The 19604-nt window shown below is 67.7% G+C and carries 22 protein-coding genes and 1 pseudogene; 14 read left to right on the plus strand and 9 right to left on the minus strand.

The window, feature by feature from the left end:
* Positions 1–2 precede the first annotated feature (2 nt).
* The 4 genes from ACSQ86_RS05770 to ACSQ86_RS05785 are packed head-to-tail and all read right to left on the minus strand — an operon-like array spanning position 3 to position 4421.
* Positions 3–995 carry a Bug family tripartite tricarboxylate transporter substrate binding protein gene (locus tag ACSQ86_RS05770; protein WP_436308606.1) on the minus strand — a complete coding sequence of 331 codons (993 nt, stop codon included), beginning with the start codon at positions 993–995 and terminating at the stop codon, positions 3–5.
* Between the two features lie 26 nt (positions 996–1021).
* Positions 1022–1786 carry an SDR family NAD(P)-dependent oxidoreductase gene (locus ACSQ86_RS05775; RefSeq protein WP_436302964.1) on the minus strand — a complete coding sequence of 255 codons (765 nt, stop codon included), beginning with the start codon at positions 1784–1786 and terminating at the stop codon, positions 1022–1024.
* Positions 1783–3648 (minus strand): feruloyl-CoA synthase, encoded by a 1866-nt coding sequence (locus ACSQ86_RS05780; protein ID WP_436308607.1) that lies wholly within the window; start codon positions 3646–3648, stop codon positions 1783–1785. The genes ACSQ86_RS05775 and ACSQ86_RS05780 overlap by 4 nt, the downstream gene beginning before the upstream one ends.
* A complete protein-coding gene (locus ACSQ86_RS05785; protein WP_093109071.1) occupies positions 3645–4421 on the minus strand; it encodes a crotonase/enoyl-CoA hydratase family protein in 777 nt (258 codons plus the stop codon). The genes ACSQ86_RS05780 and ACSQ86_RS05785 overlap by 4 nt, the downstream gene beginning before the upstream one ends.
* Positions 4422–4524: 103 nt before the next feature.
* On the opposite strand from ACSQ86_RS05785, the gene ACSQ86_RS05790 reads away from it, so the two are divergent.
* Complete coding sequence (locus tag ACSQ86_RS05790) at positions 4525–5391, plus strand: amidohydrolase family protein (RefSeq protein ID WP_436293935.1); 867 nt, start codon at positions 4525–4527, stop codon at positions 5389–5391.
* A gap of 6 nt (positions 5392–5397) precedes the next feature.
* Here the strand turns inward: ACSQ86_RS05790 and kefC are convergent, their stop codons facing one another.
* Both kefC and ACSQ86_RS05800 read right to left on the minus strand, forming a co-directional pair.
* Positions 5398–7248 (minus strand): glutathione-regulated potassium-efflux system protein KefC, encoded by a 1851-nt coding sequence (gene kefC / locus ACSQ86_RS05795; RefSeq protein ID WP_436308608.1) that lies wholly within the window; start codon positions 7246–7248, stop codon positions 5398–5400.
* A 2-nt stretch (positions 7249–7250) separates the two neighbouring features.
* Entirely contained in the window at positions 7251–7892 is a 642-nt protein-coding gene (locus ACSQ86_RS05800) for an NAD(P)H-dependent oxidoreductase (protein WP_436302967.1), read from the minus strand.
* Positions 7893–7962: 70 nt separating this feature from the next.
* Between ACSQ86_RS05800 and ACSQ86_RS05805 the strand changes: the two genes are divergently transcribed.
* From ACSQ86_RS05805 to ACSQ86_RS05815, 3 genes are all read left to right on the plus strand, one after another.
* Positions 7963–8583, plus strand: coding sequence for a ParA family protein (locus ACSQ86_RS05805; RefSeq protein ID WP_436302968.1), 621 nt, complete (start codon positions 7963–7965; stop codon positions 8581–8583).
* A 159-nt stretch (positions 8584–8742) separates the two neighbouring features.
* Positions 8743–9201 carry a MaoC family dehydratase gene (locus ACSQ86_RS05810; protein ID WP_170855672.1) on the plus strand — a complete coding sequence of 153 codons (459 nt, stop codon included), beginning with the start codon at positions 8743–8745 and terminating at the stop codon, positions 9199–9201.
* Between the two features lie 76 nt (positions 9202–9277).
* Positions 9278–10156: a LysR family transcriptional regulator gene (locus ACSQ86_RS05815; protein WP_436308609.1), complete on the plus strand. Its 879-nt coding sequence runs from the start codon at positions 9278–9280 to the stop codon at positions 10154–10156.
* A 20-nt stretch (positions 10157–10176) separates the two neighbouring features.
* Here the strand turns inward: ACSQ86_RS05815 and ACSQ86_RS05820 are convergent, their stop codons facing one another.
* On the minus strand, positions 10177–10638 hold the full coding sequence (locus ACSQ86_RS05820) for a tRNA (cytidine(34)-2'-O)-methyltransferase (RefSeq protein ID WP_436308610.1): 462 nt from the start codon (positions 10636–10638) through the stop codon (positions 10177–10179).
* A gap of 96 nt (positions 10639–10734) precedes the next feature.
* Positions 10735–11453, minus strand: a pseudogene (locus ACSQ86_RS05825) (ComF family protein).
* 22 nt (positions 11454–11475) lie between these two features.
* On the opposite strand from ACSQ86_RS05825, the gene ACSQ86_RS05830 reads away from it, so the two are divergent.
* From ACSQ86_RS05830 to ACSQ86_RS05865, 8 genes are all read left to right on the plus strand, one after another.
* Positions 11476–12390, plus strand: a complete 915-nt coding sequence (locus ACSQ86_RS05830) for a biotin synthase (RefSeq protein WP_093109063.1) — start codon at positions 11476–11478, stop codon at positions 12388–12390.
* A 123-nt stretch (positions 12391–12513) separates the two neighbouring features.
* Positions 12514–12990 carry a DUF2244 domain-containing protein gene (locus ACSQ86_RS05835; protein ID WP_214698851.1) on the plus strand — a complete coding sequence of 159 codons (477 nt, stop codon included), beginning with the start codon at positions 12514–12516 and terminating at the stop codon, positions 12988–12990.
* Between the two features lie 63 nt (positions 12991–13053).
* Positions 13054–14232, plus strand: a complete 1179-nt coding sequence (coxB, locus tag ACSQ86_RS05840) for a cytochrome c oxidase subunit II (RefSeq protein ID WP_436293930.1) — start codon at positions 13054–13056, stop codon at positions 14230–14232.
* Between the two features lie 49 nt (positions 14233–14281).
* The gene (gene ctaD / locus ACSQ86_RS05845) at positions 14282–15913 is read left to right on the plus strand and encodes a cytochrome c oxidase subunit I (protein WP_436302972.1); all 1632 of its coding nucleotides are present in this window, start codon (positions 14282–14284) and stop codon (positions 15911–15913) included.
* A gap of 13 nt (positions 15914–15926) precedes the next feature.
* On the plus strand, positions 15927–16037 hold the full coding sequence (locus ACSQ86_RS05850) for a cytochrome oxidase small assembly protein (RefSeq protein ID WP_212733682.1): 111 nt from the start codon (positions 15927–15929) through the stop codon (positions 16035–16037).
* Between the two features lie 2 nt (positions 16038–16039).
* Positions 16040–16666, plus strand: coding sequence for a cytochrome c oxidase assembly protein (locus tag ACSQ86_RS05855; protein ID WP_436302973.1), 627 nt, complete (start codon positions 16040–16042; stop codon positions 16664–16666).
* Complete coding sequence (locus ACSQ86_RS05860) at positions 16663–16872, plus strand: DUF2970 domain-containing protein (RefSeq protein WP_436308611.1); 210 nt, start codon at positions 16663–16665, stop codon at positions 16870–16872. The genes ACSQ86_RS05855 and ACSQ86_RS05860 overlap by 4 nt, the downstream gene beginning before the upstream one ends.
* A gap of 55 nt (positions 16873–16927) precedes the next feature.
* Positions 16928–17809: a cytochrome c oxidase subunit 3 gene (locus ACSQ86_RS05865; RefSeq protein WP_093109058.1), complete on the plus strand. Its 882-nt coding sequence runs from the start codon at positions 16928–16930 to the stop codon at positions 17807–17809.
* Positions 17810–17880: 71 nt separating this feature from the next.
* Here ACSQ86_RS05865 and ACSQ86_RS05870 read toward each other — a convergent pair whose 3' ends face one another.
* Complete coding sequence (locus ACSQ86_RS05870; RefSeq protein ID WP_093109057.1) at positions 17881–18111, minus strand: twin transmembrane helix small protein; 231 nt, start codon at positions 18109–18111, stop codon at positions 17881–17883.
* Positions 18112–18201: 90 nt separating this feature from the next.
* Between ACSQ86_RS05870 and ACSQ86_RS05875 the strand changes: the two genes are divergently transcribed.
* Entirely contained in the window at positions 18202–18933 is a 732-nt protein-coding gene (locus tag ACSQ86_RS05875; RefSeq protein WP_436308612.1) for an SURF1 family protein, read from the plus strand.
* Positions 18875–19600: an SCO family protein gene (locus ACSQ86_RS05880; protein WP_436302975.1), complete on the plus strand. Its 726-nt coding sequence runs from the start codon at positions 18875–18877 to the stop codon at positions 19598–19600. The genes ACSQ86_RS05875 and ACSQ86_RS05880 overlap by 59 nt, the downstream gene beginning before the upstream one ends.
* The last annotated feature ends 4 nt before the right edge of the window (positions 19601–19604 follow it).

The following is a 19604-nucleotide window of genomic DNA, read 5'->3' on the forward strand; positions in this document are numbered from 1 at the left end:
CGTCAGGACTCTGCGGTGAAGCCGACCTTCTTGACCAATGGGCCCCAGCGCTCGAACTCGATGTTCTGCGAGCGGGCCATCTCCTCGACGGTGGAGCCCTGGGCGATCAGGCCGACCACCGCCAGGCTGTCGATGACGGACTTGTCCTTGATCGCGGCGTTGATGGACGCGTTGGCGGCGGCGATCACCGAGGCCGGCGTCTTGGCCGGCGCGTAGAAGCCGAACCACTCTTCGGTGGTCAGTTCCGGAAAGCCCTGTTCGGCCAGGGTCGGGACCTCGGGCGAGAACGGCGAGCGCGCCTTGCCGGAGGTGGCGATCAGGCGCAGCTTGCCGGCCTTGTGGTTGGCGATGAAGTCGCCGCTGGGCGTGATCATCGAGGCGATCTGGCCGCCCACCACGTCGGTCACGCCGGGGATGGAGCCGCGGTAGGGCACGTGCTTGAGCTCGACACCGTTGTTGATGCCCAAGAGCGCGCCGATGAAGTGCGGCGTCGAGCCGGCCGCCGGCGAGCCGTAGCTCGCGTCGTTGGGGTTGGCCTTGGCCCAGGCCAGGAAATCCTTCACCGTCTTGACGCTGGCCGGCACCAGCGGGCCGACCGCCAGGCCGTGGTGCATCACCGCGGCGATCGACACCGGCGCGAGGTCCTTGACCGGGTCGTAGCTCAGCTTCTTGTAGATGTGCGGGTAGATCGAGGTGCAGGAGAAGGGCGTGAGCGCCAGCACGCTGCCGTCGGCCGGCGCCGCCTTGAGCAGCTCCAGCGCGATGCGTCCGCCCGCGCCGGGCTTGTTCTCGACCACGGCCGCGTTGCGGGTGTAGGAAGAGCCGGCCAGCTTCTCGCCGACGCGGCGCGCCACGCTGTCGCCGGCGCTGCCGGCCGGGAAGCCGTAGAGGATCTTGACCTGCTCGATGGTCTGGGCCAGCGCGGCCAAGGGGTGCAGGGCAGCGAGTGCGGCTGCGCCGCCCAGGGTCTTGATGAGATGGCGTCGGGTGCTCATGGCATGTCTCCTTGTCTTCGCGAAATTCAGCGCGGCGCCATGCGCAGCGCGCCGTCCAGGCGAATGACTTCGCCGTTGAGGTGGCCGTTGGCGACGATATGGCAGGCCAGCTCGGCGAACTCCGAGGGCTTGCCCAGGCGCGGCGGGAAGGGGATCGATGCGGCCAGCGATTGCTGGATCGCTTCGGGCAGTTCCTTCAACAGCGGCGTCGCGAACAGGCCCGGCGCGATGGTGCACACGCGGATGCCGTGCTGCGCGAGGTCGCGCGCCATCGGCAGCGTCATGCCCACCAGGCCACTCTTCGAGGCGCTGTAGGCCTGCTGGCCGACCTGGCCGTCGAAGGCCGCGACCGAGGCGGTGAAGAGCATCACGCCGCGTTCGCCGCCTTCGAGCGGATCGAGCTTTGCGCACTGCGCCGCATAGAGGCGGCTGATGTTGTAGGTGCCGACCAGGTTGACGTTGACCACGCGCACGAAGTCTTCGAGCGGCGCCGCGTTGCCGTCCTTGCCGACGATGCGCTTGGCGCTGCCGATGCCGGCCACGTTCATGAGGATGCGCGCGGGGCCGTGCGCGGCCGCGGCCTTGTCGAGTGCGGCGTTGACGCTGTCGGTGTTGGTGATGTCGCAGGCGCAGGCGATGCCGCCGATCTCGGCCGCGACCTTTTCGGCCAGCGCGGTGTTGACGTCCAGCACGGCGACCCTTGCGCCCAGGCGCGCGAGTTCGCGCGCGGTGGCCTCGCCCAGGCCCGATGCGCCGCCGGTAACGAGCGCGGCTTGTCCTTGGATGTTCATGCTTTGTCTCCTTGGGGTTTCAACGTGAAGGGCAAGGTGCCGGCGTGCAGCGCATCCACCGTGTCGGCGCGGTGCTTGAGCACGGAGCGCTGGTTGATCGAACCCTTGTCGGTGACCTCGCCCTTGTCGATCGAGGGCGGCTCGAAAACCAGGGCGAGGCGCGCGATGCGGTTGGCGCTGCCGGTGGCGCTTTTCGCGAGCTCATCGACGACGCGCTGGAAATGCGCCTGCACCGACGCGCTCTGGACCACCTCGCGCATCGGCGCATCGGGGCCGAGGCCGGCGAGCTGGCGCACCTTCGGCGTCGAGAAGATCAAGGCGCCAACCTCCTTGAGGTTGAGTCCGGTCAGCACCGCATCCTGCACGTACGGCGCGCCGGCCGCGATGATTTTCGCGCGCAGCGGGCCGACGCTCACGAAGGTGCCGGTCGCGAGCTTGAAGTCCTCCGCGATGCGGCCGTCGAAGCGCAGGCCGCGGTGGATGTTGTTGTCGTCGATCCACTTCACCGCGTCGCCGGTGCAGAAGAAGCCCTCTTCGTCGAAGGCCTCGGTCGTGGCCGCGGGCGAACGCCAGTAGCCCGGCGTGATGTTGGGGCCGCGGTAGCGGACCTCGGTCTTGCCGTCGACCTCGATCAGCTTGATCTCGATGCCCGGCGCCGGCAGGCCCAGGTCGCCCGACTTCACCTCGGGGCCGGTGACATAGAGCGCGAAGGGGCCGGATTCGGTCATGCCCAGGCCGGTGCCCATCACGATGCGTTCGCCGACCTCGGCCTCCTGCGTCTTGTGCAGGCTGTCCCAGATGGGCTGCGAGAGCGCGGCGCCCGAGTAGAAGAACATCTTCACGCGCGACAGCAGGTTGCGGCGCAGCACCGCGTCGGTCTCCATCGCCTGCGCGATGGCCTCGAAGCCGGTCGGCACGTTGAAGTAGATGGTGGGCGCGATCTCGCGCAGGTTGCGCAGGGTCTCGGCCATGCCGGCGGGCGTGGGCTTGCCGTCGTCGATGTAGAGCGAGCCGCCGTTGTCGAGCACGATGCCGACGTTGTGGTTGCCGCCGAAGGTGTGGTTCCAGGGCAGCCAGTCGATGAGCACGGGCGGCTCTTCGCCGAGCGCGGGGATCGACTGCCGCAGCTGCTGCTGGTTGGCGCACCACATGCGGTGCGTGTTGATCACGGCCTTGGGCAGCTTGGTCGAGCCCGAGGTGAAGAGGAACTTGGTGATGGTGTCGGGGCCGGTGGCCCGCAGCGCGGCATCGACGGCGGGCGTCGCGGACGTCGCGGCCAGCTGTTCGAAGGAGGTGGTCTTGCGCCCCTCCAGCGTGCCCTCGACGAGCACGACCTCGACATCGGCCGGCACCGCGGCAGCGATCGCCTTGCCGAAGCGCGCGGCGTCGGCCGCGAACACCAGGCCGGGCGTCAGCGTGCCCAGCACGTGGCGCAGCTTCTCGAAGTCCTGGCTCACGAGCGAATAGGGCGGCGACACCGAGCAGTGCGGCACGCCGGCATGAAGGCAGCCGAGCGCCATCAGCGCGTGCTCGATGCCGTTCTCGCTCAGGATCGCGACCGGGCGCTCGGGGCCGAGGCCGCGGTCGAGCAGGGCTTGCGCGATGCTGCGTGCCTTCCGGAGTGCCTCGGCGTAGCTCACGCGGATCCAGTCGCCGGTGCTACCGTCGGGCAGGCGTTCGCGGCGCGCGATGAAGGTGCGTTCCGGTGCCGCCTCGGCCCAGTGCAGCAGGCGGTCGGTCATGCGCTCGCAGTAGGGCGCCAGCGGCGTCTCGGCCTGCAGGTAGCGGGTGCCCGGCGCGCCCTCGCGCACCACGGCGCGCGTCACGCCGAAGGCAAGCGGGCGGTAGCGGACAGCGCTCATTCCTTGCTCACCTTGTTCGCACGGCCTTCGAGGAAGTCGCGCACGCGTTCCTTGGCCTCGGGCGCGCTCTGGGCGATGCCGGCCATCAGCGCTTCGGTGAAGAAGCCGTGGTCGGCCGGCTGCTCGGCGATGCGCGGGAGCGCGTGCATCAGCGCATAGTTGGTCAGCGGCGCATTGGTGGCGACGCGCGTCGCCAGCTCGATCGCTTTTTCCAGGGCCCGGCCTTCGGCGACCAGGTACTGCGCGAAGCCGGCGCGCTCGCCGTCCTCGGCGTTGTAGACGCGGCCGGTCATCATCATGTCGGTCATGCGGGCGGCGCCGATCAGCTTCGGGATCCGCACCGAGCCGCCGCCGCCGACGAAGATGCCGCGCGAGCCTTCGGGCAGCGCATAGAAGGTGGTGGTGTCGGCCACGCGGATGTGGCAGGCGCTCGCGAGCTCGAGCCCGCCGCCGACCACCGCGCCGTGCAGCGCCGCGATCACCGGCACCGGGCCGTACTGCACGAGGTCGAGCGCCGCGTGCCACAGCCGCGAATGGTGCAGGCCCTGGCCGGCGTCGCGCTCCTTCAGCTCGGCGAGGTCGAGGCCGGCACAGAAGTGCGGGCCGTCGCCGTCGATCACCGCGGCGCGCACGGTGGAAGGCAGGTTCTGGAAGGTGTCGCGCAGCGCGAGGATCAGTGCGTCGGAGAGCGCATTGCGCTTGGTTGCGCGTGTCAGGCGGATGATCGCGATGTCGTCGCGGATTTCGAGTTGAAGGTCGGCAGGATAGGTCATGGTTGCGCTCCGGAGCATGATCGATTATGGTTATGGAAAATAACTAATTCAAGCTGCACTTCGCCTTTGGGCACTGGTATTTACCCGCATCGGAGACAAGACCATGGACCATCAGAACCTGATCGCCATCGACACCCACACGCATGCCGAAGTGAGCTGCTGGAACCCCTTCGACAATTACGGCGAGGAATACGACCGCGCGGCCGACAAGTACTTCCGGTCGAGCCGGCGCCCGACCATCCAGGAAAGCATCGACTACTACCGTGAAAGAAAGATCGGTTTGGTGATGTTCATGGTCGACGCGGAGTCGAACCTGGGCCGGCGCCGCATCCCGAACGAGGAGATCGCCGAGGCGGCGCAGAAGAACAGCGACATCATGATCGCCTTCGCCAGCATCGATCCGCACAAGGGAAAGATGGGCGCGCGCGAGGCGCGGCGGCTGGTCGAGGAGCACGGCGTCAAGGGCTTCAAGTTCCATCCGACGGTGCAGGGCTACCACCCCTACGACAAGATGGCCTGGCCGATCTACGAGGTGATCAACGAGTACGGCCTGCCGGCCGTGTTCCACACCGGCCACAGCGGCATCGGCTCGGGCATGCGCTGCGGCGGCGGGCTGCGCCTGGAATACAGCAACCCGATGCACCTGGACGACGTCGCGATCGACTTCCCCGACATGCAGATCGTGATGGCCCACCCCAGCTTCCCCTGGCAGGACGAGGCGCTCAGCGTGGCGACACACAAGCCCAACGTCTGGATCGATCTCTCGGGCTGGAGCCCCAAGTACTTTCCGAAGCAGCTGGTGCAGTACGCCAACACGCTGCTGAAGGACCGCATCCTGTTCGGCAGCGACTATCCGCTGATCACGCCGGATCGCTGGATGAAGGATTTCGAGGAGGCCGGCTTCAAGCCCGAAGTGATGCCCGGCATCCTCAAGGGCAACGCGGTGCGGCTGCTGAAGCTCGACCAGTAGCAGGTCTCAAGGGACCTGTTCTTCCTCTTCAGCGGCCAGGTCCCAGTCGCGGCCCGAACGCTTCTTGCGCTCCTCGCGCTCGCGTGCCAGCTGCTCCTGGAACTGCTGGCGGCCCTCCTTGGAGACCGCGATCAGCTTGGCGCGGTCCTTGTAGTGCGGGTAGATCTCGTACATCAGCTGGATGTTGCGGCGGCGAAAGCGCATCGCGGCCTCGCGCGCCTCGTGCGCCGGCCAGCCCAGCCCTTCGAGCACCGAGCGCGCGCTGCGCAGCGAAGACTCGAACAGCTCGCGCTCGATCGACTCCACGCCGCGGTCGAGCAGCTGGAACAGGTGGCCGACGTTGCGTGCCCGCGCCACGATGCGCGCGTTCGGGAAATGCTCGCGCGCGAGGTCGACGATGGTCAGCGACTGCTCGATGTCGTCGACCGCCACCACCAGCACGCGGGCGGTGCCGGCGCCGGCGGTGCGCAGCAGGTCGAGCCGGGTCGCATCGCCGTAGAAGACGCGGAAGCCGAGCTCGCGCAGGCTCTCGATGGTGTCGGGGTCGTGGTCGAGCACGGTGAGCGTCAGGCCTTGCGCGCTCAGCATGCGCCCGAGAATCTGGCCATAGCGGCCGAAGCCGCAGATCAGCACCTTGGCGTCCTGCTGCTCGGAGATTTCGTCCATCGAAACCGGGCCTTGCGCGCTGTAGCGCGGCAGCACCCACTTGTCGAGCGCCACCAGCAGGAGCGGCGAGATCAGCATCGAGAGCGCGACCGCGCCGATCAGGAAGGAGGCGACGCCCGGCGGCAGCACGTTGGGCCCGGCCGCCTGGAACACGACGAAGGCGAACTCGCCGCCCTGCGCGAGCAGCAGCGTGAACACCGGTCGTTCCTGGTAGGGCACGCCCATCAGCTTGGCCAGCGTGTAGATCACGACGAACTTGAACAGCATGAAGCCGGCCACCACCAGCGCCATCAGCCCCGGCTGGGCGATCAGCACGCCGAAGTCGATGCTCATGCCGACCGCGATGAAGAACAGGCCGAGCAGGAGGCCCTTGAAGGGTTCGATGTCGGTCTCGAGCTCGCGCCGGTATTCGCTTTCCGCCAGCAGCACGCCGGCGAGGAAGGCGCCCAGGGCCATCGACAGGCCGACGAACTGCATCAGCGCCGCGATCGCCACCACCAGCAGCAGCGAGGCGGCGGTGAAGATCTCGGGCGTGTTGCTGCGCGCGATCCAGCGCAGGATCGGCCGCACCGCGAGCCTGCCGCCGAGCACGATGCCCCCGACGACCGCGACGATCTTCAGGCCCTCGAGCGCACGGTCGGCGTCGGTGATGGCCGGGCCGGTGTCGGAGCCGACCGCCAGCAGGGGGAGCAGCGCGAGGATCGGGATCGCGGCCACGTCCTGGAACAGCAGGATCGAGAAGCCGGCCTGCCCGCTCGCGGTCGGCAGCAGGTTGCGCTCGCCCAGCACCTGGAGCGCGATCGCGGTCGAGGACAGCGCGAGCCCTAGCGCCGCGACCAGCGCCACGCGCCAGCTCGCGCCGGCCGCCCAGCCAACCAGGAACAGCACGACAGCGCAGGCCAGCACCTGGGCCGAGCCCCAGCCGAAGATCGGCCGGCGCAGGCTCCACAGACGCTTGGGCTCCAGTTCCAGACCGACCAGGAACAGCATCAGCACCACGCCGAACTCGGCGAAGTGCAGGATGTCCACCACGTTGCTGACCAGGCCCAGCCCCCAGGGGCCGATGAAGATGCCGGCCGCCAGGTAGCCGATGATCGCGCCGAGGCCGAGCGCTTTCGACAGCGGCACCACGAGTACCGCGGCGCCCAGATAGATCAGGGAATTGACGAGCCAGGCCGGTGCATGTTCCATGCTCAGGCCTCTTCGTGTTCGTGCGGCCTGTCGGTGGCAGGCACCACGCAGCTGGGGCATCCCTCCATGTCTTCCAGCTCGGGCCAGTTCGGATAGGACGAGAGTCGCTCCGTAAAGACTTCGACGTGCGCCAGCAGCTCTTCCTGGGTGGCCCTGCGCGCGCCGTGGAACAGCAACGGCGGCAGGAATCGCATGCCGCACAGCGCGGCGGTCTGCTCGTAGGGCGGCAGGAAGGCGTCGAAGAAGTAGCGGTTGTAGCTCTGCGGGTGGTAGCTGTGCTCCGGCCCGCCGGTGGTCGCGACCAGCCAGCAGTCCTTGCCTTCCAGCGCCGACCCGCCGCCGCCGTAGGCCCAGCCGTAGCTCAGCACCTCGTCGAACCAGAGCTTCTGCAGCGGCGGCATCGAGTACCACTGGATCGGATGCAGCAGCACCAGCAGGTCGGCGCGGGCCAGGCGGGCCTGCTCGGCCTCGACGTCGATCGCGTAGTCGGGATAGCTGGCATAGAGGTCGTTGGCGTCGACGCCGGGCACCTCGCGGGCCGCCTTGAGCAAGGCGAGGTTAGCGCGCGAATCGCGCCAGTGCGGATGGGCGGCGAGCAGATAGATGCTGGGTGGGGGGCTTCCCGGGCCTGTTGTTGTCATCATAGGCGCCGAACATAGCGCACTCCGCGCGCGGCTACCATGGCGCCTGTCTTTCGCATCCAAGGAGCCTGTCATGCCGGTGGTCCTGGTCGCCAATCCCAAGGGCGGGGTCGGCAAATCCACGCTCGCAACCAATATTGCGGGCTATTTCGCGAGCCGCGGCCATGCGGTGATGCTGGGCGACATCGACCGCCAGCAGTCGTCCAGGCTCTGGCTCGGCCTGCGCACGCCGCAGGCGCGCGAGATCAGGACCTGGGAGGCGTCGGACGACGGCAACGTGGTACGGCCCCCGCGCGGCACCACGCATGCCGTGATCGACACGCCCGCCGGTCTGCACGGTGCGCGCTTCAAGGACGTGGTGGCGGTGGCCGACAAGGTGCTGGTGCCGCTGCAGCCGAGCATCTTCGACATCTACGCGACGCGCGACTTCCTCGACAAGCTGCTGGCGCACCGCCATGCCGACAAGACAAAGATCGGCCTCGTCGGCATGCGCGTCGACGCGCGCACGCTGGCGGCCGATCGCCTGCGCGAATTCGTCGCCGGGCTCGGCGTGCCGGTGCTGGGCGAGCTGCGCGACACGCAGAACTACGTGCAGCTGGCGGCGCGCGGGCTCACGCTGTTCGACATCGCGCCGGGGCGCGTGCAGCGCGACCTCGAGCAGTGGGGGCCGATCCGCCAGTGGCTCGATTCATAAGCTCTCCCCCAGGCTTGCCCACTTCGTGTGGTCGCCAACCCCCTCACCGGGGGCAACACCAACGGCCCGGCAAAGCCGGTTCCGCGGTGTTTCCAGAATGGGGCGCCGTTGTCACGCCAGCTACAGCGGTTGCGGCGCCGCCCGGATAGAGTGAAGCGCATGAAAAAAACGTTCCAGACCCTTCAGGATCTTGCCGCCTGCGTTGGCCAGGAAGTCGCCGTGAGCGACTGGATCACCGTCACGCAGGAGCAGGTCAACCAGTTCGCGGAGGCGACCGGCGACCACCAGTGGATCCATGTGGATGTCGAGCGGGCCAAGGCCGGCCCCTTCGGCGGGCCGATCGCGCACGGCTTCCTGACCCTGTCGATGCTGCCGCGTTTCTATGAAACGGCCTTCGAGGTGGTCGAGTCGCGCATGGGCGTGAACTACGGGCTCAACCGGGTGCGCTTCATGACGCCGGTGCCCGTCGGCGGGCGCCTGCGCGGGCGCATGAAGCTGCTGAGTGCCGAGCCGATTCCGGATGATGGTCTACAGATGGTCTGGGAGACCACGATCGAGCTCGAAGGTGCGCCCAAGCCCGCCTGCGTCGCCGAATCGGTGGTGCGCCGCTTCCGCTGAGCGGCGGCTTTTTCTCGGCGAAGCGAATCCGCCGGCCCGGCCGGCACGTAGGGTTCGCATGGACCGATTGCTTTCCATGCGCGTTTTCCAGCGCGTGATCGACGAAGGTGGTTTTGCGGCGGCCGCGCGGGCATTGGAGCTCTCGCCGGCGGCGGTCACCCGGCTGATCGGCGATCTCGAGGCGCATCTGGGCGCGCGCCTGATGCAGCGCAGCACACGCAGCATCCACCTCACCGAGGCGGGCGCGGGCTATTTGGAAAGCTTGCGCACGATCCTGCGCGGCATCGACGACGCCGAGGCCGCCGCGGCGGGCAGCACGCGCGAGCTGCGGGGCACGCTGCACATCCTCTCGACGCCGGCGCTCGCCACCCATCTGCTGGCGCCGCGCATTGCCTCGTGGCGTGCGCTGCATCCGAAGCTGACGCTGGACATCGCCGTCGACCCTTTTCCGCGACAACGGGTCGAATCCGCCGACCTGAGCCTGCTGTTGCTGGAGGATGGTGCCGATCCGAATCTGGTCGTGAGGCCGCTGGCCCGCACCGACATGATCCTGTGCGCGGCGCCCGCCTACTTGCAGCGCGCAGGGACGCCGGCGCGGCCGGAAGACCTGGAGGGCCATGCCTACCTTCGCTTTCCGGGGGCGCGGCTTCGTCTGCAGGCGCGCGAGGGATCGGCAGTGCCGGTCGAAGTCGACATGCCCGTCGCGCTGCAATCGGCCAGCCTCGAACTGCTCTGTCAGGCCGCGATGGCAGGCGCGGGCATTGCGGCGCTGGCGAAGGTGCTGGTGGCGTCGCAGCTGGCCAGCGGCGCGCTGGTGCCGGTGCTGCCCGAGTGGACCGCCGGCCGCTTCACGATCTGCGCGGCGCTGCCCAGCCGCAAGTTGATGCCGGCGCGCACCCGGGCCTTCCTCGACTTTCTGGGCGAGCCGCTTTCGGCCCGGTGTCTGCCGGCCTGAGTAGAAGCCGGCCGCACCGCTCAGGCAAATCCGTTCTGCCGCCAAGCCTCGAAGACCGTCACCGCCACCGCGTTCGACAGGTTCAGGCTGCGCTGGCCCTCGCGCATCGGCAGGCGCAGGAGCTGCGGCGGCGCAAAGCTTTCGCGCAGTTCGGGCGCCAGGCCGCGCGTCTCCGATCCGAAAACCAGCCAGTCGCCGGGGCGGAAGGCGACGTCGTGGACCGCGCGCGTGGCCCGCGTCGTGAGCGCGAACAGGCGATCGGGCGCCGGCCGCTCGGCATCGAGCAGCATCTGCCAGCTCGCGTGGTGCCGGACTTCGGCGTATTCGTGATAGTCGAGCCCGGCGCGCCGCAGCAGCCGGTCGTCCATCGAGAAGCCGAGCGGCTCGACCAGGTGCAGGGTGCAGCCGGTATTGGCGGCGAGCCGGATCACGTTGCCGGTGTTGGGCGGTATTTCGGGCTCGACCAGGACGATGTGGAACATGGGGCGATTGTGCTCAGGTCGACGCCGGGCCGCCCCAAGACGACCTGCGGCCTCCTCGGGGGGGCAGCGAGGACACGCTGTGCCGAGCGTGGGGGCCTATCCTGCGGGGGGATCCGTTCGTGCCAATACGACGGCGGTGATGTGCGCGGCGCCCGCCGTTCGCAGCACCTCCGAGGCCGCGAACAGCGACGCGCCGCTCGTCATCACGTCGTCCACCAGCACGATGCGCCGCCCCTGCACGGCCACTGCGCGCAGCGGTTCGAGCGCGAAAGCGCCGCGCAGGTTGCGCAGCCGCTCCGCCCGCGTCAGGCCGCTTTGCGCGGTCGTCTCCCGGGTGCGCAGCAGCAAGGTCGCGTCGACCTTGCGCGGCGCCAGCCGGCGTGCCAGCTCGTGCGCCTGGTGAATCCGCGCTCGCGCAGCCGTGCCGGCGCCAGCGGAATCGGGAGCACCAGGTCGGCCTGCTCGATCGCCGGCTCGACCCAGGGTGCGCTGCGCAGCAGCGTCGAGAACGGTGCGGCCCAGCCTGCGTCGCCGCGGAACTTGAACTGCGCGATGCATTCCGGCCACGGCCAGTGATAGGCGCAAGCCGTCAGGCAGGCGTCGAGCGGCGGCGGGTGCAAGACGCAGTCGCCGCACTGCGCGACGCCGGCCGGCATCGGCAGCGCACAGGTGGCGCAGCGCGAAACGGGTGGAGCGAAGCGCGTCACGCAGCCGTCGCACACCGGCCGCGAGGGCCAGGCGCGGCACACAGCGCACTGGCTCGGCAGGCGCTCGAGCAACGCGGAGAAAGGACGTTCGATCCACGGCTTGAACATGGCTCAATATACTGAGCGCCCCATGGACACCGACCCCGCGCAGCGCCCGCCGACCATCGACGCCACGGCGGCCGCACGCTGGAGCCGGCTCGCGCCGGCCTCGGGTTCGCCGTGGCTGCACGAAGAAATCGGCCGCCGCATGGAAGACCGGCTGCAATGGATCAAGGCAAGGCCGCGCAGCTGGGCCGACTGGGCGCCGTTGCACGGCGGCCTGGAGGTGCACTCGCAGGTCGTGCGCCGCTATCGCGATGCCAAGTCCTTCGTGATCGAGCCGGAAGCGGCGCTCGTACCTGCCACCGGCCAGGCGCTGGCGGCACCCTGGTGGAGCGCGCGGCGCTGGCAGGGCGCGCGGCCGAGCTTTGATCCGCCGCCCGAAGAGGGCGTCGACCTGCTGTGGGCCAACATGGCGCTGCACATGGCGGCCGATCCGCAGGCCCTGATCGCGCGCTGGCACCGCCTGGTGGCGACCGACGGCTTCCTGATGTTCTCCTGCTTCGGGCCAGACACCCTGCGCGAATTGCGCGTGCTGCATGAGCGCTTCGGCTGGCCCCCGCCCAGCCACGAGTTCACCGACATGCACGACTGGGGCGACATGCTCGTGGGCGCCGGCTTCGCCGAGCCCGTGATGGACATGGAGCGCATCATGCTCACCTGGCCCACCGCCGAGGCGGCGCTCGCCGAGCTGCGCACGCTCGGGCGCAACCTTCATCCGGCGCGTTTCCCCGGGCTGCGCGGCAAGGCCTGGCATCGGACGCTGTGCCGGGCGCTGCCCGATTTCGCGCTCTCCGCGGAAGGCGCCGGCCGGATCGCGCTGACTTTCGAGATCATCTACGGCCATGCCTTCAAACCCGCGCCGCGGGTGGCGCTGGCGGCCGAAAGCGCGGTCTCGCTGCGCGAGATGCGCTCCATGCTCCAGCGCGGCCGTCCGGGCGGCTGAGCCGCGCTTGCTCGACCCGCTACAATCCGGCGCTGCGTGAACTCCCGGGTATTGTCCCGTGATCGAGGCCTGTCGGACATGGGTTTGACATCGTTTCGACGCACCGATTTGCTGAACTCGCCCGTGTCGAATTCCGTGTTTCGTTTTGCCACTGTCTCAGGCCAGAGCATCCACTGGTTCCTGAAGCGCAACTGCTCGGTCACGCCGAGCCAGCTCGGCTGGCTTTATGCGTCGCTGTGCGTGGTGTCGCTCGGCATCGGAACCGTCTTCTGGCTGCATGGCGCGCCGCTCGTGCTGCCGTTCGCGTGGCTCGAACTGGCCGCCGTGGGCTTCGCGTTCCTGCTGTATGCGCGGCATGCGACCGACGGCGAAAAGATCGCGCTGCAGGGCGGCCGGCTGGTGGTCGAGCTCGAAAACGGCGGGCACTACGAGCGCACGGAATTCTTGCCGCACCAGGTGCGGGTCGAGCCGGAGGCCAGCGATCGCTCGCTGATCGAGGTTTCGGGTCAGGGTCGTTCGGTCAGGGTGGGGCGCTACGTGCGCCCGGAGTTGCGTGCGGCGCTGGCGCGCGAGATTCGCATGGCATTGCGCGGCGCCTGAGGCTCGGCGCAGTGCGGCACCGTGGGGACCGGTGGGTTAACTGGAAATGAAGAAGTGAACACGATGAAGAGCATTTGGCGCAACAAGCACTGGCCGGCGAATCTGCTGCTGGCGACCGGCGCGGCATTCAGCGGCGCGGCGCACGCGGTCAACGACCTGGCCGGCGGCCCGTCGGTGCGTCAGTTGAATCTGCCGACCGGTGTCACCAAGATCGCCGCGGAGCAGCATTTCCTGCACAACGCGATGATGATCCTGTGCACCGTGATCTTCATCGCCGTGTTCGCGGTCATGTTCTATTCGATCTGGAAGCACCGCAAGTCGGTCGGCCACAAGGCCGCCAACTTCCACGAATCGGTGGTAGTCGAAGTCATCTGGACCATCGTGCCCTTCATCATCGTGATCCTGATGGCGCTGCCGGCCACCAAGGTGCTGGTGGCCCAGAAGGACACCACCAACGCCGACCTCACCATCAAGACCACCGGCTACCAGTGGAAGTGGGGCTACGACTACATCAAGGGCGAAGGCGAAGGCCTGGCCTTCATCTCGACGCTCGACAGCTCGCACCGCGCGCTGTCCGATGCCGGCGCCAAGGGCGACGTGCCGGACGACTACCTGTTCAAGGTCGACAACCCGATGGTCGTGCCGGTCAACACCAAGGTGCGCATCATCACCACCGCCAACGACGTGATCCATGCCTTCGCCGTGCCGCAGCTCGGCCTCAAGCAGGATGCGATTCCGGGCTTCGTTCGCGACACCTGGTTCCGCGCCGAGAAGGTGGGCGACTACTACGGCCAGTGCCAGGAACTCTGCGGCAAGGAACACGCCTACATGCCGATCCACGTCAAGGTGGTCTCGGCTGGCGACTACACCGCCTGGGTGGATGCCAAGCGCAAGGAGGCGGCCGCCAAGCAGGACGACCCGAGCAAAGTCTGGACGCTGCCGGAAATCCTGGCCCGCGGCGAGAAGGTCTATGCGGCCAACTGCGCCGCCTGCCACCAGGCCAACGGCAAGGGCGCCGGCCCGATCAAGCCGCTCGACGGCGCAGCGGTCGTGCTGGATACCGATCACAGCAAGCAGGTCCAGGTGCTGCTCAAAGGCCAGAACAACGGCGCCATGCCCTCCTGGAAGCAGCTGAGCGACACCGACCTCGCGGCCGTGGCGAGCTTCACCAAGAACAGCTGGTCGAACAAGACCGGTCAGATCGTGCAGCCGGCCGAAGTGCTCGCGCAGCGCGGCAAGTAAGCCCCCGCCACCGCGACGCCACGACGAAGAGTTTGCAAGGAATATCAAGATGAGCGCAGTCCTCGACCCCCACGGTCACGCCCACGGCGACCATGCCCACGACGATCACCATGGCGCGCCGGTCGGCTGGCGCCGCTGGGTGTTCGCGACCAACCACAAGGACATCGGTACGCTGTACCTGCTGTTCTCCTTCACCATGCTGATGGTGGGCGGCGTGCTCGCGCTCCTGATCCGCGCCGAGCTGTTCCAGCCCGGCCTGCAAGTGGTCAACCCCGAGCTGTTCAACCAGTTCACCACCATGCACGGCCTGATCATGGTGTTCGGCGCGATCATGCCGGCCTTCGTGGGCTTCGCGAACTGGATGGTGCCGCTGCAGATCGGCGCCTCCGACATGGCCTTCGCGCGGATGAACAACTTCAGCTTCTGGCTGCTGATCCCGGCGGCCATCATGCTGGTGGGTTCCTTCTTCATGCCCGGCGGCGCGCCCGCCGCGGGCTGGACGCTCTACGCGCCGCTCACGCTGCAGATGGGCGCCTCGATGGACGCCGGCATCTTCGCGATGCACATCATGGGTGCCAGCTCGATCATGGGCTCGATCAACATCATCGTGACCATCCTCAACATGCGCGCCCCCGGCATGACGCTGATGAAGATGCCGATGTTCTGCTGGACCTGGCTCATCACCGCCTACCTGCTGATCGCCGTGATGCCCGTGCTCGCCGGCGCCATCACCATGACGCTGACCGACCGCCACTTCGGCACCAGCTTCTTCAATCCCGCCGGCGGCGGCGACCCGGTGATGTACCAGCACATCTTCTGGTTCTTCGGCCACCCCGAGGTCTACATCATGATCTTGCCGGCCTTCGGCATCATCAGCCAGGTCGTGCCGGCCTTCTCGCGCAAGCGCCTGTTCGGCTACGCCTCGATGGTTTACGCCACTTCGTCGATCGCGATCCTGTCGTTCATCGTCTGGGCGCACCACATGTTCACGACCGGCATGCCGCTCACCGGCCAGCTGTTCTTCATGTACGCGACCATGCTGATCGCGGTGCCGACGGCAGTGAAGATCTTCAACTGGATCGCGACGATGTGGCAGGGCTCGATGACCTTCGAGACCCCGATGCTGTTCGCCGTGGGCTTCATCTTCGTGTTCACCATGGGCGGCTTCACGGGCCTGATCCTCGCGGTCGCGCCCATCGACACCCAGCTGCAGGACACCTACTACGTGGTGGCGCACTTCCACTACGTGCTGGTGGCCGGCTCGCTCTTCGGCATGTTCTCCGGCTTCTACTATTGGGTGCCCAAGTGGACCGGCGTCATGTACAACGAGTGGCGCGGCAAGGTCCACTTCTGGTGGTCGCTGATCTCCTTCAACATCACCTTCTTCCCGATGCATTTCCTGGGTCTGGCCGGCATGCCGCGTCGCTATGCCGACTACCCGATGCAGTTCGCCGACTTCAATGCGGTGGCCTCCGTGGGTGCCTTCGCGTTCGGCCTGGCACAGGTCTACTTCTTCCTCTTCATCGTGCTGCCCACCATGCAGGGCAAGGGCGAGAAGGCGTCGCAGAAGCCCTGGGAAGCCGCCGAAGGCCTCGAGTGGGAGGTGCCTTCGCCCGCACCTTTCCACACCTTCGAGAACCCGCCGAAGCTGGATCCCACCGCCACCAAGGTGATCGGCTGAGAGGAATCGCGTCATGACGCCTGAACAAAAGAGGAACAACCGACGCATGGGGCTCACGCTGGCCTCCATCGCGGTGCTGTTCTTCATCGGGTTCATCGTTCGCATGGTCTGGATCGGACACTGAAGATGGGCATCGGCCAGCGCATCCGCCGCGAGAACGTCCGCATGGTCGGCAAGCTGGCCGTCGTGGCGGCCGGCATGTTCGCGTTCGGCTATGCGCTGGTGCCGATGTACCGCGCGATCTGCGAGATGACCGGCATCAACATCCTGTCGCTGTCCGAACTCGCGGTGCCGGGCGGCGCCAGCGGCGGCAAGAACGCGCGGCTGCCCGACAACACGCAGGTCGACACCAGCCGCACCATCACGGTCGAGTTCGACGCCAACGTGCGCGGCCTCTGGGATTTCAAGCCGGCGCAAAGCTCGATGCAGGTGCATCCGGGTCAGCTCAACACGGTGATGTACGAGTTCCAGAACGTGCAGAACCGCCGCATGGCCGCTCAGGCCATCCCGAGCTACGCGCCGCAGCAGGCCGCGCCCTACTTCAACAAGCTCGAGTGCTTCTGCTTCAACCAGTACACGCTCGATGCGGGCGAGAAGAAGCAGTGGCCGGTCGCCTTCGTGATCGACCCGAGGATCTCCAAGGACGTCAAGACGATCACGCTGTCGTACACCTTCTTCGAGGTCGGCGGCAAGACGCCGGCCGCCCCTGTGGCGGCCAATGCGGCGGCATCGGTTGCGGAGCCACGCTCATGACCGCGACCGAAACGCCCCGCAAAGGCTCCCTTTGGCGCACCGTCAAGGCAGTGGCCTGGGGCTTCTTCGGCGTGCGCAAGAACAGCGACTACGAGGAAGACATCACCAAGCTCACGCCGCTGCACATCATTGCCGTCGGCTTTGTCGCGGTGGTGGTGTTCGTCGTCGGGCTGATCCTCCTGGTGAAGTTCGTCGTCGCGCCCTGACAAGAAGATGCCTGCCCCACAGATTTGAATTGAGAGAAGAAAGCCAGGACCTGATATGAGTTCAACCGCCCACGGCACCACGCCCTACTACTTCGTGCCCCCGCCATCGGCCTACCCGGTCCTGGCCGCGACCGGCTTGCTCTTCGTCATCTTCGGTGCCGCCCAGTGGATCAACGGCCATCAGTGGGGCGCATGGTCGCTGGCCGCGGGCATGCTGCTGTGGCTCGGCACGCTGTTCGTCTGGTTCCGCCGGTCGATCAGCGAAAGTGAAGGCGGCCAGTACGGTCACAAGGTCGACCTCTCGTTCCGCTGGAGCATGAGCTGGTTCATCTTCTCCGAAGTGATGTTCTTCGGTGCCTTCTTCACTGCGCTGTGGTGGGCCCGCACGCATGCGCTGCCCTCGCTCGGCAGCCTCGACAACGCCCTGCTGTGGCCCGACTTCAAGGCCGTGTGGCCCACCGTGGCCGCCGGTGCAACGGGTTCGCCGGCCGACATCGTCGAGCCGTTCCAGACGGTCGGCCCCTTCTGGCTGCCGACCATCAACACGGCGCTGCTGCTGAGCTCGGGCGTTACGCTCACGATCGCCCACCACGCGCTGCGTGCGAACCACCGCGCCCAGGCCGTGCGCTTCATGTGGCTCACCGTGGTGCTCGGCGCGACCTTCCTCGGCGTGCAGGGTTACGAGTACCACCACCTGTACACCGACCTGAACCTCAAGCTCAGCTCGGGTGCCTACGGTTCCACCTTCTTCATGCTGACCGGCTTCCACGGCCTGCACGTGTTCATCGGCATGCTGATGCTGCTGTTCATCACCCTGCGGCTGCGTAGCGGCCATTTCACGCCGGAGCGCCACTTCGGTTTCGAAGGCGCCGCCTGGTACTGGCATTTCGTCGACGTGGTGTGGCTCGGCTTGTACTTCCTGGTCTACTGGCTTTGAGCATCCCCGACGGCACAACAAAAAAGCGCCGAAAGGCGCTTTTTTCATGGTGCTTGTGGAACGAGCACAACCTACTTGCCGAGCGGCAATCCCCCCGGCTGGATGTAGCCGAGCTTCCAGGCCGCCAGCAGGCAGAGGAACAAAACCACCGAGAGGCCGATCCGAACGGTGAGCGCGCGCACCATGCCGCCGCTCTTGGCGCGCCCCTCGCGGCCGTCCCGCAGCATGAAGAACAGCGCGAATCCGAGGCTCGCCAGGATGCCGACGAAGGCGAGGGCGACAAGGTATTTCATGACCCCCATTATCGGCGGCCCGACCCGTCCCCTGACTTGAACGATGACTTTCGGCCCCCTGCGCACAACTCGCGCAGAGGGCGTTTCTGGCTGCTCACGGTGGCTGCCGTGCTCACCCTCGCCGCGACCGTTTCGCTGGGTCGCTGGCAGCTCTCCCGCGCCGCGCAAAAAGAGGCGCTGCAGGCGGAAATCGATGCGCAGAAGAATCTTCCGCCGATCGATCAGCAGGCCTTCCTCGCGCTCGACAAGGCCACGTCGGCCTTGCACCGGCCGGTGCACCTGCGCGGGCTCTGGCTGGCGCCGCACACGGTCTACCTGGACAACCGCCAGATGCATGGCGTGCCCGGCTTCTACGTGCTCACGCCCTTTGCCGTCGAGGGCAGCGAGCAGACCGTGCTGGTGCAGCGCGGCTGGGTGCAGCGCAATTTCAATGACCGGGCGCAACTCGCGCCGGTCGACACGCCAGCCGGCCTGGTCGAGGTGACCGGCAGGATCGAGCCACCCCCCTCGCACCTGCTTGAACTGGGCAAGGCCGCACCGGGGGCGCCGGCGCAGCCCGGCGCGGGGTCTTCGCCCATCCGGCAGAATCTCGATCTCGAAGCGTTCCGCGCCGAAACCGGTTTGCCCCTGCGGACCGATGTCTCGCTGCAGCAGGCCGGGCCGGCTTCCGAGGGCTTGCAGCGCGACTGGCCGGCTCCCGCGCTGGGTGTCGAAAAGCACTACGGCTATGCGTTCCAGTGGTTCGGGCTCGCGACCCTCGTGGTATTCCTCTATGTCTGGTTTCAATTCATCGCCCCCTACCGCCGCGCGCGCCGTCTCCGCCGCAGCTGACGAGCCGCTCGGCCTGACCGTGCACTCGATGCCGTCGCCGCGCCAGGCCCTGGACGGCGCGGAAGGGCGTCGGACCGTGATCGGCCGCTGGAAGATGATCCTGGTCATGCTGTGCTGCGCGGCGCCGGTGATCGCTTCGTACTTCACCTACTACGTGATCCGGCCCGAGGGCCGGCGCGTCTACGGCGAACTCGTCGATCCGCAGCGCAGCCTGCCCGACCTGGTCGCGACCACGCGCGATGGTGCGCCCGTGCGCCTGTCGACGCTCAAGGGGCAGTGGCTGCTGGTCGCGGTGGCCGATGCGGGCTGCGATGCGCTGTGCGAGCGGCAGCTCTATCTGCAGCGCCAGTTGCGGGAAAGCCTGGGCCGCGAAAAGGATCGGCTCGACCGCGTCTGGCTCGTGAGCGACGCCGCGCCCGTCCCCGAGCGCCTGAACAACGGCTTGCATGGCGCGACGGTGCTGCGCGTGCCGGCGGCTCAATTGGCGCAGTGGCTGGCGCCAGCCTCCGGCCACGCGCTGGCGGAGCACCTGTATGTGGTCGATCCCATCGGCAATTGGATGATGCGTTTTCCCGCCCGCATGGATGCGGCCGGCGCCAGCCGGGCCAAGCGCGATCTCGATCGGCTCCTGCGCGCCTCCGCGTCGTGGGACGAGCCGGGCCGCTAGCCGA

Origin of the sequence: Variovorax sp. LjRoot130, assembly GCF_964253755.1 — a bacterium.
Classification (GTDB): Bacteria; Pseudomonadota; Gammaproteobacteria; order Burkholderiales; family Burkholderiaceae_C; genus Variovorax.

What these genes read in the sequence shown, in the direction of transcription:
- ACSQ86_RS05785 (WP_093109071.1), bottom strand. Translation starts at nt 4,421, where the DNA reads ATGACCTATCCTGCCGACCTTCAACTCGAAATCCGCGACGACATCGCG.
- ACSQ86_RS05855 (WP_436302973.1), top strand. Translation starts at nt 16,040, where the DNA reads ATGGGCATCGGCCAGCGCATCCGCCGCGAGAACGTCCGCATGGTCGGC.
- ACSQ86_RS05780 (WP_436308607.1), bottom strand. Translation starts at nt 3,648, where the DNA reads ATGAGCGCTGTCCGCTACCGCCCGCTTGCCTTCGGCGTGACGCGCGCC.
- ACSQ86_RS05810 (WP_170855672.1), top strand. Translation starts at nt 8,743, where the DNA reads ATGAAAAAAACGTTCCAGACCCTTCAGGATCTTGCCGCCTGCGTTGGC.
- ACSQ86_RS05830 (WP_093109063.1), top strand. Translation starts at nt 11,476, where the DNA reads ATGGACACCGACCCCGCGCAGCGCCCGCCGACCATCGACGCCACGGCG.
- ACSQ86_RS05775 (WP_436302964.1), bottom strand. Translation starts at nt 1,786, where the DNA reads ATGAACATCCAAGGACAAGCCGCGCTCGTTACCGGCGGCGCATCGGGC.
- ACSQ86_RS05865 (WP_093109058.1), top strand. Translation starts at nt 16,928, where the DNA reads ATGAGTTCAACCGCCCACGGCACCACGCCCTACTACTTCGTGCCCCCG.
- kefC (WP_436308608.1), bottom strand. Translation starts at nt 7,248, where the DNA reads ATGGAACATGCACCGGCCTGGCTCGTCAATTCCCTGATCTATCTGGGC.
- ACSQ86_RS05790 (WP_436293935.1), top strand. Translation starts at nt 4,525, where the DNA reads ATGGACCATCAGAACCTGATCGCCATCGACACCCACACGCATGCCGAA.
- ACSQ86_RS05870 (WP_093109057.1), bottom strand. Translation starts at nt 18,111, where the DNA reads ATGGGGGTCATGAAATACCTTGTCGCCCTCGCCTTCGTCGGCATCCTG.
- ACSQ86_RS05770 (WP_436308606.1), bottom strand. Translation starts at nt 995, where the DNA reads ATGAGCACCCGACGCCATCTCATCAAGACCCTGGGCGGCGCAGCCGCA.
- ACSQ86_RS05800 (WP_436302967.1), bottom strand. Translation starts at nt 7,892, where the DNA reads ATGATGACAACAACAGGCCCGGGAAGCCCCCCACCCAGCATCTATCTG.
- ACSQ86_RS05860 (WP_436308611.1), top strand. Translation starts at nt 16,663, where the DNA reads ATGACCGCGACCGAAACGCCCCGCAAAGGCTCCCTTTGGCGCACCGTC.
- ACSQ86_RS05815 (WP_436308609.1), top strand. Translation starts at nt 9,278, where the DNA reads ATGCGCGTTTTCCAGCGCGTGATCGACGAAGGTGGTTTTGCGGCGGCC.
- ACSQ86_RS05805 (WP_436302968.1), top strand. Translation starts at nt 7,963, where the DNA reads ATGCCGGTGGTCCTGGTCGCCAATCCCAAGGGCGGGGTCGGCAAATCC.
- ACSQ86_RS05850 (WP_212733682.1), top strand. Translation starts at nt 15,927, where the DNA reads ATGACGCCTGAACAAAAGAGGAACAACCGACGCATGGGGCTCACGCTG.
- ACSQ86_RS05820 (WP_436308610.1), bottom strand. Translation starts at nt 10,638, where the DNA reads ATGTTCCACATCGTCCTGGTCGAGCCCGAAATACCGCCCAACACCGGC.
- ACSQ86_RS05880 (WP_436302975.1), top strand. Translation starts at nt 18,875, where the DNA reads ATGTCTGGTTTCAATTCATCGCCCCCTACCGCCGCGCGCGCCGTCTCC.
- ctaD (WP_436302972.1), top strand. Translation starts at nt 14,282, where the DNA reads ATGAGCGCAGTCCTCGACCCCCACGGTCACGCCCACGGCGACCATGCC.
- coxB (WP_436293930.1), top strand. Translation starts at nt 13,054, where the DNA reads ATGAAGAGCATTTGGCGCAACAAGCACTGGCCGGCGAATCTGCTGCTG.